Consider the following 15381-nt stretch of genomic DNA (forward strand, 5'->3'; position numbering starts at 1 on the left):
GAGGGCCTGCGCCTGATGGACGCCCTCATCGGCGTCAAACGCGGCCTGCCGGGCGCCAAGCTCCCCGAACTCAAACAGCGCCGCGTCCGCGCCACGGCTCCTGCACAGGTCGTGGAGCGCCCGCAGGACGAGGGACAGGCACGTTCCGACGTGGCCGTCGACAACCCCGTCCCCGCCCCGCCGTTCTGGGGCACCCGCGTCGTCAAGGGCATCCAGCTCAAGGAGTACGCCTCCTGGCTCGACGAGACGGCGCTGTTCCGCGGCCAGTGGGGCCTGACGAAGGACCTGATCGAGACCGAGGGCCGGCCGCGGCTGCGCGGCCTGCTGGACCGGCTCCAGACCGGGAACCTGCTGGAGGCGGCCGTCGTGCACGGCTACTTCCCGTGCGTGTCCAAGGGCGACGACCTGATCGTCCTGGACGAGCGGGGCAACGAGCGCACCCGCTTCACCTTCCCCCGCCAGGACCGCGGCCGGCGGCTGTGTCTGGCCGACTTCTTCCGCCCGGAGGAGTCCGGCGAGACCGACATGGTCGGCCTCCAGGTCGTCACCGTCGGCTCCCGCATCGGCGAGGAGACCGCCCGGCTGTTCGAGTCCAACTCCTACCGCGACTACCTCGAACTGCACGGCCTGTCCGTCCAGCTCGCCGAGGCGCTCGCCGAGTACTGGCACGCCCGGGTGCGCTCGGAGCTCGGCATCGCCGCGGGCGACCCCGGCTCCCTGGACGGCATGTTCCGCACCGAGTACCAGGGCTGCCGCTACTCCCTGGGCTACCCGGCCTGCCCGGACCTGGAGGACCGCGCCAAGATCGCCGATCTGCTGCGGCCCGAGCGGATCGGCGTGCACCTGTCCGAGGAGTTCCAGCTGCACCCCGAGCAGTCCACCGACGCCATCGTCGTCCACCACCCGGAGGCGAGCTACTTCAACGCCGGAGGCCGGTCATGACCCCCTTGCGCGAGATCCTCGCGACCGGGAAGCCGTCGTTCTCGTTCGAGTTCTTCCCGCCGAAGACGGAGGCGGGCATGCGGACGCTGTGGCACGCGATCCGCCGGGTCGAGCCGCTGGCGCCGTCGTTCGTGTCGGTCACCTACGGGGCGGGCGGCTCCTCGCGGGAACGCACGGTCGAGGTGACCAAGCGGATCGCCGCCGAGACCACCCTGCGGCCGGTGGCCCACCTGACCGCCGTCGGCCACTCCGTCGACGAACTGCGCCACATCATCGGCCAGTACGCGGACGCGGGCGTGCGGGACGTGCTCGCGCTGCGCGGCGACCCGCCGGGGGACCCGAACGCCCCCTGGGTGCCCCACCCGCGGGGCCTGCGCCACGCGCACGAGCTGGTGTCCCTGGTGCGCGGGTCGGGAGCCTTCAGCGTGGGCGTGGCCGCGTTCCCCGAGCGGCATCCGCGCTCGCCCGACTGGGAGAGCGAGATCCGCCACTTCGTGGCCAAGTGCCGGGCGGGCGCCGACTACGCCGTCACGCAGATGTTCTTCCGGGTGGAGGACTACCTGCGGCTGCGCGACCGGGTGGAGGCGGCGGGCTGCACCACGCCGATCATCCCGGAGATCATGCCGGCCACCGACGCCCGGCAGATCGCCCGGTTCGCCGAACTGTCCCACGCGACCTTCCCCCACGACCTCGCCGCGCGGCTGGAGGGGGCCCGCGGCAATCCGGAAGCCGGCCACCGCATCGGCGTCGACCACGCCACGGCCATGGCCGACCGGCTGCTCGCCGAAGGCGCTCCCGGGCTGCACTACATCACCCTCAACCGGTCCAGCGCGACCCTCGAGATCCACCGGAACATCCAGAACCGAACCAGGAGTGCCCATGCCTTCGCAGCCGCCCGCTGACTTCACCGACTTCAAGGTCGCGGACCTGTCCCTGGCCGAGTTCGGCCGCAAGGAGATCACCCTCGCCGAGCACGAGATGCCCGGCCTGATGGCGATCCGCGAGGAGTACGCCGCCGCACAGCCCCTCGCGGGCGCCCGTGTCACCGGCTCGCTGCACATGACCGTGCAGACCGCCGTCCTGATCGAGACCCTGGTCGCCCTGGGCGCCGAGGTCCGCTGGGTCTCCTGCAACATCTTCTCCACCCAGGACCACGCGGCCGCCGCCGTCGCCGTCGGCCCGAACGGCACTCCGGACAACCCCCAGGGCGTCCCGGTCTTCGCCTGGAAGGGCGAGACCCTGGAGGAGTACTGGTGGTGCACGGAGCAGGCGCTGACCTGGCCCGGCCACGCCGGCCCGAACATGATCCTCGACGACGGCGGCGACGCCACCGTCCTCGTCCACCAGGGCGTCGAGTACCGCAAGACGGGCCAGCTCCCGCCCGCCGACAACGAGGAACTCGCCGTCGTCCGGGCCCTGCTGGAGTCGAGCACCCTCGACTGGACGACCCTCGCCGCAGGCATCCGCGGTGTCACCGAGGAGACCACGACCGGTGTGCACCGTCTGTACGAGATGCACCGTGACGGTTCGCTGCTGTTCCCGGCGATCAACGTCAACGACGCCGTCACCAAGTCGAAGTTCGACAACAAGTACGGCTGCCGTCACTCCTTGATCGACGGGATCAACCGTGCCACCGACACCCTGATCGGCGGCAAGACCGCGGTCGTCCTTGGTTACGGCGACGTCGGCAAGGGCTGTGCGGAGTCGCTGCGGGGCCAGGGCGCCCGGGTGATCGTCACCGAGATCGACCCGATCTGCGCGCTCCAGGCGGCGATGGACGGCTACCAGGTCACGACCCTGGACGAGGTCGTGGAGACGGCCGACATCTTCATCACCACGACCGGCAACAAGGACATCGTCATGGCCGCCGACATGGCCAGGATGAAGCACCAGGCCATCGTCGGGAACATCGGCCACTTCGACAACGAGATCGACATGGCCGGCCTCGCCAGGGTCCCGGGCATCGTCAAGGACGAGGTCAAGCCGCAGGTCCACACCTGGACCTTCGCGGACGGCAAGGTGATCATCGTGCTGTCCGAGGGCCGTCTGCTGAACCTGGGCAACGCCACCGGCCACCCGTCGTTCGTGATGTCCAACTCCTTCGCGGACCAGACGCTGGCCCAGATCGAGCTGTTCACCAAGCAGGCCGAGTACCCGACCGGTGTGTACACGCTGCCCAAGCACCTGGACGAGAAGGTCGCCCGGCTCCACCTGGACGCGCTGGGCGTCAAGCTCACCACCCTGCGTCCGGAGCAGGCCGCCTACATCGGTGTCGAGGTCGACGGCCCGTACAAGCCGGACCACTACCGCTACTGACCCTCCGTCACCGCGTCCTCCCGCGGACGGGTCGGCGGCGGACGGACGGGGCACCGGCCCACGCCCACGGCCCGCCCGTCCGCCGCCGACGAGAAGCAGCCGCGAGGAGCCGCCGCGAGGAGCGGCGGACGAGAAGCAGCCGCGAGGAGCGGCCGCGAGGAGCGGCGGACGAGAAGCAGCTCCAGCACCGCTCAAGCCGGTTCGGCCACGCTTCCCCCAGCGCCCGGCGTCCCAGCGCCAGGACCCAATCCGGAAGGGGAGGTGCCGTCGTGGCAGCCGCCGAGATCCGCACCGACGTACCGCAGTTCCTGCCGGTGGCAGGCCATCACGAACCAGCGCCCTTCTACCTCACGGCGGACATGTTCGGCGGGATGCCGGTGCAGGTCGCCGGCGGGCCGATCGACCACCTGGTGGACAGGCCGGTCGCCGACCCGCACCGGCACGAGGTCGCCGAGGTGTACTTCCTGGTGTCCCCGAACCCCGGCGGCGCCCGGATCGAGGTCACCGTCGACGGCGTCACCCACCACCTCGCCTCCCCCGCGCTGCTGCACGTGCCCGCGGGCGCCGAGCACCGCTTCCTCACCCTGGAGGCGGAGCCCGGCAGCTACTGCTTCGGCATCCTGCTCGGGGACGCCGCGTGACCACCGCGCCGACCGTCACCGCCGAGGCCCGCCTGCACCTGAGCGAGAGCCCCTACGGGCCCAGCCCCCTCGCGCTGCGCGCCGCCGAGGCCGCGCTGCGCCCCACGGCCCTCTACCCCGACCCCGGGCGTGCCGTGCCCGCCGCGGCCATGGCCGCCCACCACGGCGTCGCCGAGGACCAGATCGCCGTCGCCAACGGCAGCGACGAACTCGTCCTGCTGACCGCGCTCGCCCTCGGCGACCGCTCCCGCCCGGGCGTCACCACCGCAGGCACCTTCCCCGGCTACCGCATCTGCCTGACGGCCGCCGGGCGCGGCTGCGAGGAGATCCCCCTCGACGGCACCCGCGCCGACGCCCCCGCCCTCGCCGCGGCGATGGACCGTGCCGGGATCGTCTACCTGTGCCACCCGCACAACCCGACCGGCGCCGTCCTCGACCGCGCGGGCTTCGACCTGCTGGTGGAACGGGCCGCCGTCACCGGCACCCCCCTCGTCGTCGACGAGGCGTACCTGGACTTCGCCCCGCCCGGCACCCCGCGTCTGCGCGACTACCTGGGCAGCGGCGCCCCGCTGCTGTCGCTGCGCACCTTCTCCAAGGCGCACGGCCTCGCCGCACTGCGCATCGGCTACGCCGTCGGCAGCCGCGACCTGGTGGCCGCGCTGCACGCCGTGCAGGGCACGATGCCGTTCAGCGTCAACACCGTCGCCCAGGCCGCCGCCGTGGCCTCCCTCGCCGACGAGGCGCACCTGGCGCACGTGACCCGGGAGAACGCGCGGCGCCGCGACTGGTTCCGCGGCGAACTGGAGCGCCGGGGACGGCATGCGCTGCCCTCCGCCACCAACTTCGTGGCCGTCGCGGTCTCCGACCCGGCCGCCGCCGAACGCCGCCTCGCCGAGGAGCACGGCCTCCTCGTGCGCGACGCCGGACGCTTCGGCCTGACGGGGTACCTGCGCGTGTCCCTCGGCCCGGTCGCGGACCTCGCCCGCTTCCTCGACGCCGTCGACACGATCGACCCCACCGGTCCTGCCCGGTGACACCCGTGTCCCGCCGCCGGGCGACCGCCCGTACGGCCGGCCCGGCCCGTATGCCCCGCATCTCCAGGAGAAGCACGTGACCCACGCAGTCATCATCAACACCCGCCGGCAGTACGCGGTGTGGCCGGCCGGCACCGGCCTGCCCGACGGCTGGCAGCTCACCGACTGGCAGGGCAGCGAGCAGGACTGCCTGGACCGGATCGCCGAGGTGTGGACCGACGGCCGGCCCGCCCCCGTGCGCGCCGCCGCCGCCGAGGACGCCGCCCGCACCGCACCGCACCTGCTCGTCACCGAGCGGCTGTGGCTGCGCGAGGCACTGCCCGAGGAGGGCCGGCTGATCGCCGCCGCCGATGCCGCCGGACTGCGCTGGGCGGGCGGCACCCCCAGCGAGGAGACCCAGGTCGCGGCACGGATGCTCGTACGCGCCGCCGACGCCGGCGTCCACCTGCCCGGCTGGGGCATGTACCTGCTGATGCGCACCGCCGACACACAGGTCGTCGGCGCGATGGGCTTCCACGGCCCGCCCGCGGACGGCAGCGCCGAGATCGGCTTCGACCTCGCCGCACCGGCCAGGGGCCAGGGCTACGCCACCGAGGCGCTCGCCGAACTGGCCCGCTGGGCACTCACCCGGCCCGGCGTGGACACGGTGATCGCCACCACCACCGAGGACAACACCCCTTCGCGGCGTGTGATCGAACGCGCAGGTTTCCAGCTGCTGCCCGAGCGTGACGCCGAGGGCCTGCTGGTCCACCGGCTCACCCGCTGACCGGCCCCACCGAACCCAGGAACCGAGGAAACCCCACCATGGTGTCCCGTTCACCGCGTGCCGGCGACGTCCTCGCGGACACGGCCGCCGATCCGCTCCCGCAGCCCTACGCCTACCGCCGCCACGAGGCCGTCGAGCCCGACTGGCGGCGCTTCCCCGGCTGGCGGGACGTCACCGAACAGCAGTGGCGCGACGCGCAGTGGCAGCGCGCCCACTGCGTCAAGAGCGTCGCGCAGCTGCGCGCGGTGGCCGGGCCCGGCCTGGACGACGTGTTCCTGGCCGACCTGGAGGCCGACCAGCGCGAACACGCCACCATGCCGATCCTGCTGCCGCCGCACGTGCTGAACACGATCGCGCCCGGCACCCCGCCCGCGACCGCCGCCTGGTACGAGGACCCGGTACGCCGCTACATGCTGCCCGTCGCCTCCGACCGGCAGCCGCTGTGGCCCAGCCACCCGCTCGCCTCCCGCGACTCCCTGCACGAGGCGGAGATGTGGGCGGTGGAGGGCCTGACCCACCGCTACCCGACGAAGGTCCTCGCCGAACTGGTCACGACCTGCCCCCAGTACTGCGGGCACTGCACCCGCATGGACCTGGTGGGCACCTCCACCCCGCAGGTCACCAAGTACCGGTTCGTGCTGCGCCCCGCCGACCGCCTCGACCGGATGATCGACTACCTGCGGGCCACGCCCACCGTCCGGGACGTCGTCGTCTCCGGCGGCGACGTCGCCAACGTGCCCTGGCCGCGGCTGGAGTCCTTCGTGGACCGGCTGCTCGACCTGGACTCGGTGCGCGACATCCGCCTGGCCAGCAAGGGCCTGGTCGGCCTGCCGCAGCACTGGCTCGCCCCGCAGGTCCTCGACGGTGTCGCCCGCCTCTCGGACAAGGCCCGCTCCCGCGGGGTGGGCCTCGCCCTGCACACCCACGCCAACGCCGCCCAGCAGATCACCCCGCTGGTCGCCGAGGCGTCACGGGCCCTGCTCGCGGCGGGCCTGCGCGACGTGCGCAACCAGGGAGTGCTGCTGGACGGGGTGAACGCCACCCCCGAGGCGCTGCTGGACCTGTGCTTCGCGCTGCTGGACTCGGCGGGCGTCCAGCCCTACTACTTCTATCTGTGCGACCTGATCCCGGGCGCCGAGCACTGGCGGATCCCGCTGTGGCGGGCACAGCGCCTCCAGCGCTCGATCATGGGCTATCTGCCCGGCTTCGCCACCCCCCGGCTGGTCTGCGACGTGCCCTACGTCGGCAAGCGGTGGGTGGACCAGGCCGACGGCTACGACCGTGAGCGGGGCATCGCGTCCTGGACGAAGAACTACCGCACCACGGTGGAGCACGACGACCCGGCCGCGCTGGACCGCGTCCACCACTCCTACGACCCCGTGCACACCCTGCCCGAGGAGGGCCGCCGCTGGTGGGAGAGCGCCCGCACGCTGATCGGGGCGGCACCGTGAGCGCGCCGGCCCGCACGGCACCGGCGGGGCCGTCACCGCTGGGGGTGCGCCGGGTCCTCGACCCGGCCGGGGTGCTGCCGCAGGCGGCCTGGCGGCTGGACGCCTCCCCGCGCATCGCCGAGGACGAGGTCCGCATCGAGCTGTCCTGCCTGAACCTGGACGCCGCCTCGTTCCGCCAGCTGCGCGAGGCGCACGGCGGCGACGGGGCCGCGGTGCGCGACGCGGTGTGCGCGATCGTCCGCGAGCGCGGCAAGATGCACAACCCGGTGACCGGCTCCGGCGGCATGCTGATCGGGACCGTCGCCGAGACCGGCCCCGCCTCCCCGCTGGGGCTGCGCCCCGGCGACCGCGTGGCGACGCTGGTGTCGCTGACCCTGACCCCGCTCCACCTCACCGACGGACTGCGCGACTGGGACGGCACGAGCGAACGCGTCCCCGCCCGCGGCCACGCCATCCTGTTCGGCCGGTCCGTCGCCGCGCGGCTGCCCGCCGACCTGCCCGACGAACTCTCCCTCGCCGTGCTGGACGTGTGCGGCGCCCCGGCGCTGACCCGGCGCGTCGTCGAGGAACGCGCCCGCACCGGAACCGCCCCGTCCGTGCTGGTGCTGGGCGCCTCCGGCAAGTCCGGCTCGCTGGCCCTGGCCGCGGCCCGCCGGGCCGGCGCCGGACGGCTGACCGGCGTGGTCCCCGACGCCGCCGAGGAGGCGGCGCTCATCGCCTCCGGCCTCGCCGACGTCGTCGTACGGGCCGACGCCCGCGACGCCCTCGGCCTGCACACGCAGCTCGCCCGGCGCGGCGGGGAGTCCGACGTGACCGTGGTCTGCACCGACGTCGCCGGATGCGAGCACGCCGCCGTGCTCGCCACCCGCGACGGCGGCACCGTCGTCTTCTTCTCCATGGCCACCTCCTTCGGGGCGGCCGCCCTCGGCGCCGAGGGCCTGGCCCGCGACGTCACCCTCCTCATCGGCAACGGCTACCAGCCCGGCCACAGCGACCACGCCCTCGACCTGGTCCGCCGCGACCCGGGCGTCCGTGCCCTGTTCGACCGCGTGGTGCACCCCGGCCGCGCCCTCGGCGAGGGAGCCCGGACATGACGACACCGGACACCGCGCCGATGCCGACCCCCACGACCGCCCCGGGCCCCGCGACTGCCCCGGGCCCCGCGACTGCCTTGGGCCCCGCGGCCACCCCGGACCCCACGGTCACGCCTGGCCATGCGACGACGCCGGGTGCCGCTCCCGCGCAGGGCCCCGCTCCCGCCGTACCGGACCGGTCCGGTAGCGCGACCACGACCGCCACGACCGCCACGACCGCCACGACCGCCACGACCGCCACGACCGCCACGACCGCCACGACCACCCCGGCCGCCCCGGCCGCCACGACCACCGCGGCCGCCGTGGTGCGGGAGCCGGCGCGGACCCCTGCGGGCAAGCTGGGCCTGGACCCGGCCGTCGTGGCACGGGCACGGGCGCTCGCCGAGCGGGCCGGACGGCCCGTGGTGGAGCTGGCCCGCTCCCACACCACCGTCGCCGTGGAGCGCGCCACCCTGCGCCTGGCGGGCCTGGACGGCGCCGACACCGAAGGCATCCCCTGGGTGAACCGGCTCGTGGACACCGTCCGCGACGCCGTCGGCCTGGAGCACGGGGTGTGCCTGCCGGTGTGGGACGCGCTCGCCACCGGCCGCTACCGCGACCTGACCGACCTCGCCGCGCACGCCGCCGCCCGCAGCGTGCCCTTCCGCATCCCCGAGGGCGCCGACGCGAGTGCCGCGGCCCGCGCCGCACGCCGCGCCGTCGGCCGCGGCTTCGCCCGCATCGACGCCGCCCGCGCCGCACGCGAGCGCCTGGTGGGCGACCTGGGCGACCCGCCCGCCCCCTGGATCTACCTCATCGTGGCGACCGGCGACATCTACGAGGACATCCGGCAGGCCAAGGCCGCCGCCCGCGGCGGCGCCGACGTCATCGCCGTGATCCGCTCCACCGGCCAGTCCCTCCTCGACTACGTGCCCGAGGGCGCCACCCGCGAAGGCTTCGCCGGCACCTACGCCACCCGCGAGAACTTCCGCCTGATGCGCGCCGCCCTCGACGAGGTGTCCGCCGAACTCGGCCGCTACGTACGGCTGACCAACTACGCGTCCGGGCTGTGCATGCCGGAGATCGCCGCCCTGGCCGGCCTGGAACGGCTGGACATGATGCTGAACGACTCCATGTACGGCATCCTCTTCCGCGACATCAACCCGGTGCGCACCTTCGTCGACCAGCGCTTCTCCCGCCAGCTGCACGCCCGCGCCGGCATCGTCATCAACACCGGCGAGGACAACTACCTCACCACCGCCGACGCCGTCGACGCCGCCCACACCGTGACGGCCAGCCAGCTCCTCAACGAGTACTTCGCCAAGGAGGCCGGCCTCACCGACGGCCTCCTCGGACTCGGCCACGCCTTCGAGATCGACCCCGACCGGCCCGAGTCGTTCCGCCTGGAACTCGCGCACGCCCTGCTGGCCCGCGAGGTGTTCCCCGACGCCCCGCTGAAGTGGATGCCGCCCACCAAGCACATGACCGGCGACATCTTCCGCGGCTATCTCCTCAACGGCTTCTTCAACCTGGCCGGAGCGCTGACCGGGCAGAACATCCTGCTGGTCGGGATGATGACCGAGGCCGTCGTCACCCCGTTCCTGTCCGACCGCGACCTGGCGCTGCGCAACGTCCGCTACGTCCTCGGCGCGACCGGCTCCCTCGCCGACGACTTCCGGCCCGCGCAGAACGGGTTCATCGTCCGGCGTGCCCATCAGGTCCTCGACGAGGCGGTCGGCCTGCTCGCCCGCATCGGGGACCAGGGGCTGCTCGGCGCCATCGGCCAGGGCACGTTCGGCGGCATGTGCCGCCCCGCCGACGGCGGCCGCGGCGCGGACGGCGTGGTGCCCCGCGCGCCCGGCTACCTCAACCCGGCCGCAGACATCCTGGAAGGAACGTGAGCCCGTGAGCAGCACCGGCAGCCCCACGGACGGCCAGGTCGTCCGCCCCTACGGCGACACCACCGACGACGGCATGGTGCAGCTGTCCTTCACCCTGCCCCTGCCGCACGGCCCGCACGCCGAAGGCGCCGCGCTCCAGCTGGCCCGCCGCATGGGCATGGAACGCCCGCTGCTGGTGCACAGCAAACCCGTCGGCGGCACCGACTTCAGCTTCTTCGTGGTGTACGGCGCCGTCACCCACGCCGTGGACCTCACCCAGGTCGTCGTCGCCGAACGCGACTACCCGCTGCTGTCGGCGAAGGAAGCCGACACGGCCGTCACCGAACGGCTCGGCCGCAGACTCGTCGTCGTCGGCGCGTGCGTCGGCACCGACGCGCACACCGTCGGCATCGACGCCATCCTCAACATCAAGGGCTTCGCCGGCGAGAAGGGCCTGGAGGCGTACCACGGGATGCGCGTGGTGAACCTGGGCGCGCAGGTGCCCGTCGGCGACCTGGTGCGCCGGGCCCGTGCCGAGGGCGCGGACGCCGTGCTGGTCTCCCAGGCCGTCACCCAGCGCGACGCCCATCTGACCAACGTCCGCGAGCTGAGCGCGGAGCTGCGCGCCGAGTTCGCCGAGCCCGAGCGTCCGCTGCTCGTGGTCGGCGGACCCCGCTTCGACCCGTCGTCGGCCGCCGCGCTCGGCGCCGACCGCGTCTTCGGCCGCGGCACCACACCCGGCGACGTCGCCAGCTACCTGGTGCACGCCCTGGTGCCCGCCGACGCCCCCGCGCCGCCGGTCCCGGTGCCGGCCGGCGCCGTGTGACACGACTTCCCGACCGTCCGGAGGCCCCCATGACCGTCACCGTCCGCCCCGAGGCGGCCGACCGCATCGACACCCGCTTCAGCGCCGTCGCCGCCCGCTACGCCGCCCGCACCGCCACGGCCGACGCCGACGGCGAGGTGACGTACCTGGAGCTGGAGTGGCTCGCCGACGAGGTCGCCCGCCGCCTCGCGGGCCGCACCGGCCCCGGCCGGCTGGTCGCGCTGCGCGCCGCCCGCACCCGCCACGCGCCCGGCGCGGTCCTCGGCATCCTGCGCTCCGGCGCCGCCTACCTGCCTGTCGACCCCGCCTACCCCGCGGCCCGTCAGGAGTACCTCCTGACGGACTCCGGCACCGAACTGGTCCTGTCCGACAGCGGACTGCTGCCCGGCGAGGAGCCCCTCGCCCAGGCCGGACCCTACGTCCTCGCAGCCCGCCCGGCCGTCCGCGAGACGGCGCCGGACCTGCCCGCCGACACCGCCTACGTCATCTACACCTCCGGCTCCACCGGCAACCCCAAGGGCTGCATGGTCGGCCACGCCCACGTCCTGGCCCTGCTGGACGCGGCGGTGCCGCTGCTCGGCACGGGCACCGACGACGTGTGGACGCTGTTCCACTCGCTGAGCTTCGACTTCAGCGTCTGGGAGCTGTGGGGGCCGCTGCTGTACGGCGGGCAGCTGGTCGTCGTCGGCAAGGACGCGGCCACCGACCCGCTGGAGTTCGCCCGGCTGCTGGCCGAGCGCCGGGTCACCGTCCTGAACCAGGTGCCGTCCGCGTTCGGCAACCTCGTCGCCGAGGCCGGCGCCGAGAGGATACGGCTGCCCGCGCTGCGCCGTGTCGTCTTCGGCGGCGAGGCCGTCGTACCGGCCGATGTGCGCGCCTGGTGGGCGGCCGGCATCGGGCCCGACGCGCAGCTGGTCAACATGTACGGCATCACCGAGACGACCGTCCATGTCACGTACTGCCCGCTCACCGAGGAGGTGCTGGCGGACTCCGCGCCGGGCCGCACCCCGGTGGGCAGGCCGCTGCCCCATCTGTCGGTGTCCCTGCGCGACGCCGACGGGCGGATCGTGGCCCCGGGCGAGCCCGGCGAGATCTGGGTCGCCGGGACCGGCGTCAGCCACGGCTACCTGGAGCGCCCCGAGCTGACCGCGGCCCGTTTCGTCGACGCCGCCGACGGCTCCGGCCGCCACTACCGCAGCGGCGACTGGGCGGTGGCCGGCCCCGACGGCGCCCTCCACTACGCCGGACGCCAGGACGGCCAGGTCAAGCTGCGCGGCTTCCGGATCGAGCTCGGCGAGATCGAGGCGGCGCTGCGCGCGCTGCCCGGCGTCACGGGCGCGGCCTGCCTGGTCACGACGGACCCCCACGGCGACCAGGCCCTCACCGCCTACGTCGTCGCCGACCGCGGCGCGGTGCCGTCCCAGACGGTCCGCCAGACCCTCGCCGGACAGCTCCCGGCCCATATGGTCCCCCAGCACGTCCGTCACCTGGACCGCCTCCCGGTGACGGCCCACGGCAAGCTGGACCGGGCGGCGCTGGTCGCGGTTTGACATCCCCTTCCCCCGTTGAAGGGGGAGGTTCCCGCGTACCGTGCCGTTGTGGGGTGTGATGTCGGGTGGGTTCCCGTTTCGCTGCTCGGTGTCGGGACGAGTCCCGGTCCTACCTGCGCTCCACGGGCTGGCACGGCCGGTCCGGCCGCCCTGGCGACGTCCACCGGCCACTCTGCGGCTGAGCTTGAAGGCGGTGCGGGATCAGGTGACCAGCGACGGTGGTGCGATCGTCCGTGCTCGGTCGTACAGGTCGCGGGCCGTCCCGTTCTTCAGATGAGGGCGCAAGAGACCGAACATTGCCTTTACGCGTTCGTCGGCGCGGCCGGACTGCACCTTGGGATAGTCGTCGAGGGCCTGGTGCCAGGTGGCGCAAGCCGCTTCCAGGTGGCCGAGTTCCAGCTGCCGTTCGGCCAGCAGGCCACGACGGTGTACTCGTGTGCGCTGGTACGCGCTGGGGCGGAGCCGGTCCGCTTGTTGCATGGCTTCGACGGCTCCGGCCTTGTCGCCGAGTTCGTAACGCACCTGGCTGACGTGGTAGTTGAGCGAAGAGGGGTCGTACGAGCCGAACGCCTTGCCGCGTGACTCGGCACGGTCCATGGCCGCCTCGGCCTCCCGGATGTAGCGCAGCGCGCCCCTACGGTCGCCGGTCTGCGCGGCGGCGTGCGCCTGCTGGCCGACGAGGAAGGCCAGCATCCGAGGGCCGGCTTTCGGGGAGGCGGCGGCAGCGGCGTCTGCCAGCTCCATGGCCTTCGCCCCGTGGCGGAGATCGACTGCCTGGACGCTCATGCCCCGCAGAGTGGTGCAGTACGTCAGGTGGTCCTCGGCAGCGCCGGCCAGCTCCAGGGCCTTGACGTAGTAGCGCTGCGCGAGACCGTGCAGCCCTTCGTCCACGGCCATGTAGCCGGTCAGGTAGAGCAGGTCGGAGGCGGCGGACAGCATCGCCTTGCGCACGTCCTCGGTTGCGTCGGCGCGCAGGTAGGAGGCCACGGTGTTGACCATGAACGAGGCCGCCATGGGACGTGCGTGACGGCCGCCGAACTCGTCGTCCAGCTCCGAGACACGCTCGGTCATGGCGACGACCATGTCCACTTCGTTCATGCCGATGCGTGCTGTGCGGCCGGACCGGACGGCATCGGCACGCCCGACCACATCAGGCCAGCCGGGAATGGTGACGGCCACGGAGAACAGGCCGGCCCCCAGGACACTGCGGCGTGACGGGTCCATATCCAGCCTCCCCAGGTCGATCACCCCTTCCACGGTATCCGCAGCCACGGAGGACCGATCGCGTGGAACGGGCAGCCCGGCCTCGGCATGGGTGACGGGGCGGTCGAGGCGGCGGGAGAGAGCTTCGAGGATGCATCCGCGCACCGCGCCCCGAGGGACGGTGCCGCCGAGCCAGTGGCTCACCGCCGACTCGTCGTAACGCAGAGGGATTCCGGTCTCCGTGCCGACGCGGTTCACCGCCCGCGCGAACTGGCGTTGAGTCCAGCGGCTCTCGGCGAGCAGACGCCCGAGCGCCACGTTCGGTTCACGCTTGGCCATGCTTCAACTCCCCCTGACCTTGCGAACTTTCAAGGCTTTCAAGTCCTGACGCTGCGGCAACGGTACCGCTGAGCGTGATCGTGCGGTTGCGTAGAGGCAGCAGGGAACGGCGAGACCTCGCCGCAGCCGTCGCCTGAAGGGCTGAGGGATGAGAAGCGAAGCACGGGCCCGTCTGGCCCGGATGACCGAGGAGCGGGGCACGGACGGGGTGTTGAGGATCGACACCTACGAGGGCGCGGACCTGCCGCCGGGGGCGAACCGGTTCTCGCCGTGTCTCTGCCCGCAGCACCGTAGTGCCCCGCCTGAGGACGGGGCGGCGAGACTGAGCGCCGCAGTACGCAAGGTCAATGAGCGCAGCCGTGGGGAGCGGCTGTGAATCGGCTGGTCGTAGTCGTCGGCCGCTATGCCGGACCGCTCCTGGTCATCACCGTCTCGGGATCGGTCGGCTCCGTTCTGGGCGTGGCCGCCGCATCCCCACCCACCTGACTCCTCCCCGTCACGCATCCGGGCTCCCCACCTGTGACGAGGGAGGGCCCGCCGCCGGAAGCGGCGGGCGCCCCGCCCGGCTGCCTTCTTCGCAAGGGTCCGGCAGCCGGACGGGTCCAACTCCGCAGCATCCGCCGCGGAGTCCACTGAAAACCGTAAAGGAGAAAACGATGAACGTGGACGAGCTGTTCACCGGAGACCTGATCACCGGCGTCCCGGCCGTCGAGGCCGCGCTGCTCGACAAGATGAGGAGTTCGTCGTATATCTTTGCGTATTCCTGCGCGCGTACGGCCTGGAGGTCACCCACGGTGGGTACCTGCGGCGTTCGGGTGGGGCTGGGCCTGGAGCCGGCGGATGCGAACAGGCTTGGGCCGCAGCGGCAGGCCATCGTCCGCGGCGCCTGCTCGGCTTCGGCGAGGGCCCGGTACAGCGAGGCGACCGAGGGGTACTTGCCCGCGTTCTTGCCGGTCTTGATGGTGAGCTTCTTGGCGATCTCGGGGACGAGGACACCCTTGTCCTTCTGGGCGACGGTGAAGGTGAGCATGTCGTCGTCGCGGAACACGGCCCGGTGACCGAGGAACGACAGCGGCCGGGGGCGTGACCGCAGCGAGAGGCTCCGCCGATCCGCCACGGGGGAGCGGACGAGCGGGGTCGACCTGTGGTGTGGGTCGTGTCAGTGCTGAGGCCCTGCGAGGAAGAGGGCAAGCGGTCCGGCGGGGAGGAGGAAGCGGCCCTGTCGTGCAGCCTGGAGGGCGTCGGGCATGGGCCACCACATCAGTTTGAAGTCCTGTTCGGTCTCGGTGAGCGCCTGGGGCCCGAGGCTGAGGTCAGTGGCTTCGAACAGGTGGACCCTGGCGGGTGAGGCCAGGGTGAT

14 protein-coding genes and 1 pseudogene are annotated in these 15381 nt (G+C 73.2%); 13 read left to right on the forward strand and 2 right to left on the reverse strand.

All coding sequences use genetic code 11. From position 1 onward, the window contains the following. The 11 genes from ACIQGV_RS40410 to ACIQGV_RS40460 form a co-directional block, all read left to right on the forward strand. On the forward strand, positions 1-942 hold a 942-nt coding region (locus ACIQGV_RS40410), incomplete at its 5' end, for a vitamin B12 dependent-methionine synthase activation domain-containing protein (RefSeq protein ID WP_402504687.1). Next, on the forward strand, positions 939-1844 hold the full coding sequence (metF, locus tag ACIQGV_RS40415; RefSeq protein WP_402504689.1) for a methylenetetrahydrofolate reductase [NAD(P)H]: 906 nt from the start codon (positions 939-941) through the stop codon (positions 1842-1844). The genes ACIQGV_RS40410 and metF, both read left to right, overlap by 4 nt. Next, complete coding sequence (ahcY, locus tag ACIQGV_RS40420) at positions 1822-3258, forward strand: adenosylhomocysteinase (RefSeq protein ID WP_402504691.1); 1437 nt, start codon at positions 1822-1824, stop codon at positions 3256-3258. The genes metF and ahcY overlap by 23 nt, the downstream gene beginning before the upstream one ends. Positions 3259-3527: 269 nt before the next feature. Beyond that, complete coding sequence (locus ACIQGV_RS40425) at positions 3528-3899, forward strand: cupin domain-containing protein (protein ID WP_402504693.1); 372 nt, start codon at positions 3528-3530, stop codon at positions 3897-3899. Continuing rightward, a complete protein-coding gene (locus ACIQGV_RS40430; RefSeq protein WP_402504695.1) occupies positions 3896-4933 on the forward strand; it encodes a pyridoxal phosphate-dependent aminotransferase in 1038 nt (345 codons plus the stop codon). Before ACIQGV_RS40425 ends, ACIQGV_RS40430 begins: the two co-directional genes overlap by 4 nt. A 76-nt stretch (positions 4934-5009) precedes the next feature. Beyond that, positions 5010-5699, forward strand: a complete 690-nt coding sequence (locus ACIQGV_RS40435; RefSeq protein WP_402504697.1) for a GNAT family N-acetyltransferase — start codon at positions 5010-5012, stop codon at positions 5697-5699. Between the two features lie 38 nt (positions 5700-5737). After that, complete coding sequence (locus ACIQGV_RS40440; protein WP_402504699.1) at positions 5738-7150, forward strand: KamA family radical SAM protein; 1413 nt, start codon at positions 5738-5740, stop codon at positions 7148-7150. Beyond that, positions 7147-8244, forward strand: coding sequence for an L-erythro-3,5-diaminohexanoate dehydrogenase (locus ACIQGV_RS40445; protein WP_402504701.1), 1098 nt, complete (start codon positions 7147-7149; stop codon positions 8242-8244). Before ACIQGV_RS40440 ends, ACIQGV_RS40445 begins: the two co-directional genes overlap by 4 nt. Next, positions 8241-10124: a lysine 5,6-aminomutase subunit alpha TIM-barrel domain-containing protein gene (locus ACIQGV_RS40450; protein WP_402504703.1), complete on the forward strand. Its 1884-nt coding sequence runs from the start codon at positions 8241-8243 to the stop codon at positions 10122-10124. The genes ACIQGV_RS40445 and ACIQGV_RS40450 overlap by 4 nt, the downstream gene beginning before the upstream one ends. 4 nt (positions 10125-10128) lie before the next feature. Beyond that, positions 10129-10929 (forward strand): OAM dimerization domain-containing protein, encoded by an 801-nt coding sequence (locus tag ACIQGV_RS40455; protein ID WP_402504705.1) that lies wholly within the window; start codon positions 10129-10131, stop codon positions 10927-10929. Between the two features lie 29 nt (positions 10930-10958). Next, entirely contained in the window at positions 10959-12479 is a 1521-nt protein-coding gene (locus ACIQGV_RS40460) for an amino acid adenylation domain-containing protein (RefSeq protein WP_402504707.1), read from the forward strand. A gap of 201 nt (positions 12480-12680) precedes the next feature. Here ACIQGV_RS40460 and ACIQGV_RS40465 read toward each other — a convergent pair whose 3' ends face one another. After that, positions 12681-14021, reverse strand: coding sequence for a tol-pal system YbgF family protein (locus ACIQGV_RS40465; protein WP_402504709.1), 1341 nt, complete (start codon positions 14019-14021; stop codon positions 12681-12683). Positions 14022-14169: 148 nt separating this feature from the next. On the opposite strand from ACIQGV_RS40465, the gene ACIQGV_RS40470 reads away from it, so the two are divergent. Both ACIQGV_RS40470 and ACIQGV_RS40475 read left to right on the forward strand, forming a co-directional pair. Then, entirely contained in the window at positions 14170-14397 is a 228-nt protein-coding gene (locus tag ACIQGV_RS40470) for a hypothetical protein (RefSeq protein WP_402504711.1), read from the forward strand. A 280-nt stretch (positions 14398-14677) separates the two neighbouring features. Further along, positions 14678-15079: a hypothetical protein gene (locus ACIQGV_RS40475; protein ID WP_402504712.1), complete on the forward strand. Its 402-nt coding sequence runs from the start codon at positions 14678-14680 to the stop codon at positions 15077-15079. 101 nt (positions 15080-15180) lie between these two features. Here ACIQGV_RS40475 and ACIQGV_RS40480 read toward each other — a convergent pair. After that, a pseudogene (locus ACIQGV_RS40480) lies at positions 15181-15381 on the reverse strand (NUDIX hydrolase); the annotation flags it as partial.

Source organism: Streptomyces sp. NPDC093094, from assembly GCF_044754345.1.
Taxonomy (GTDB): Bacteria; Actinomycetota; Actinomycetes; order Streptomycetales; family Streptomycetaceae; genus Streptomyces.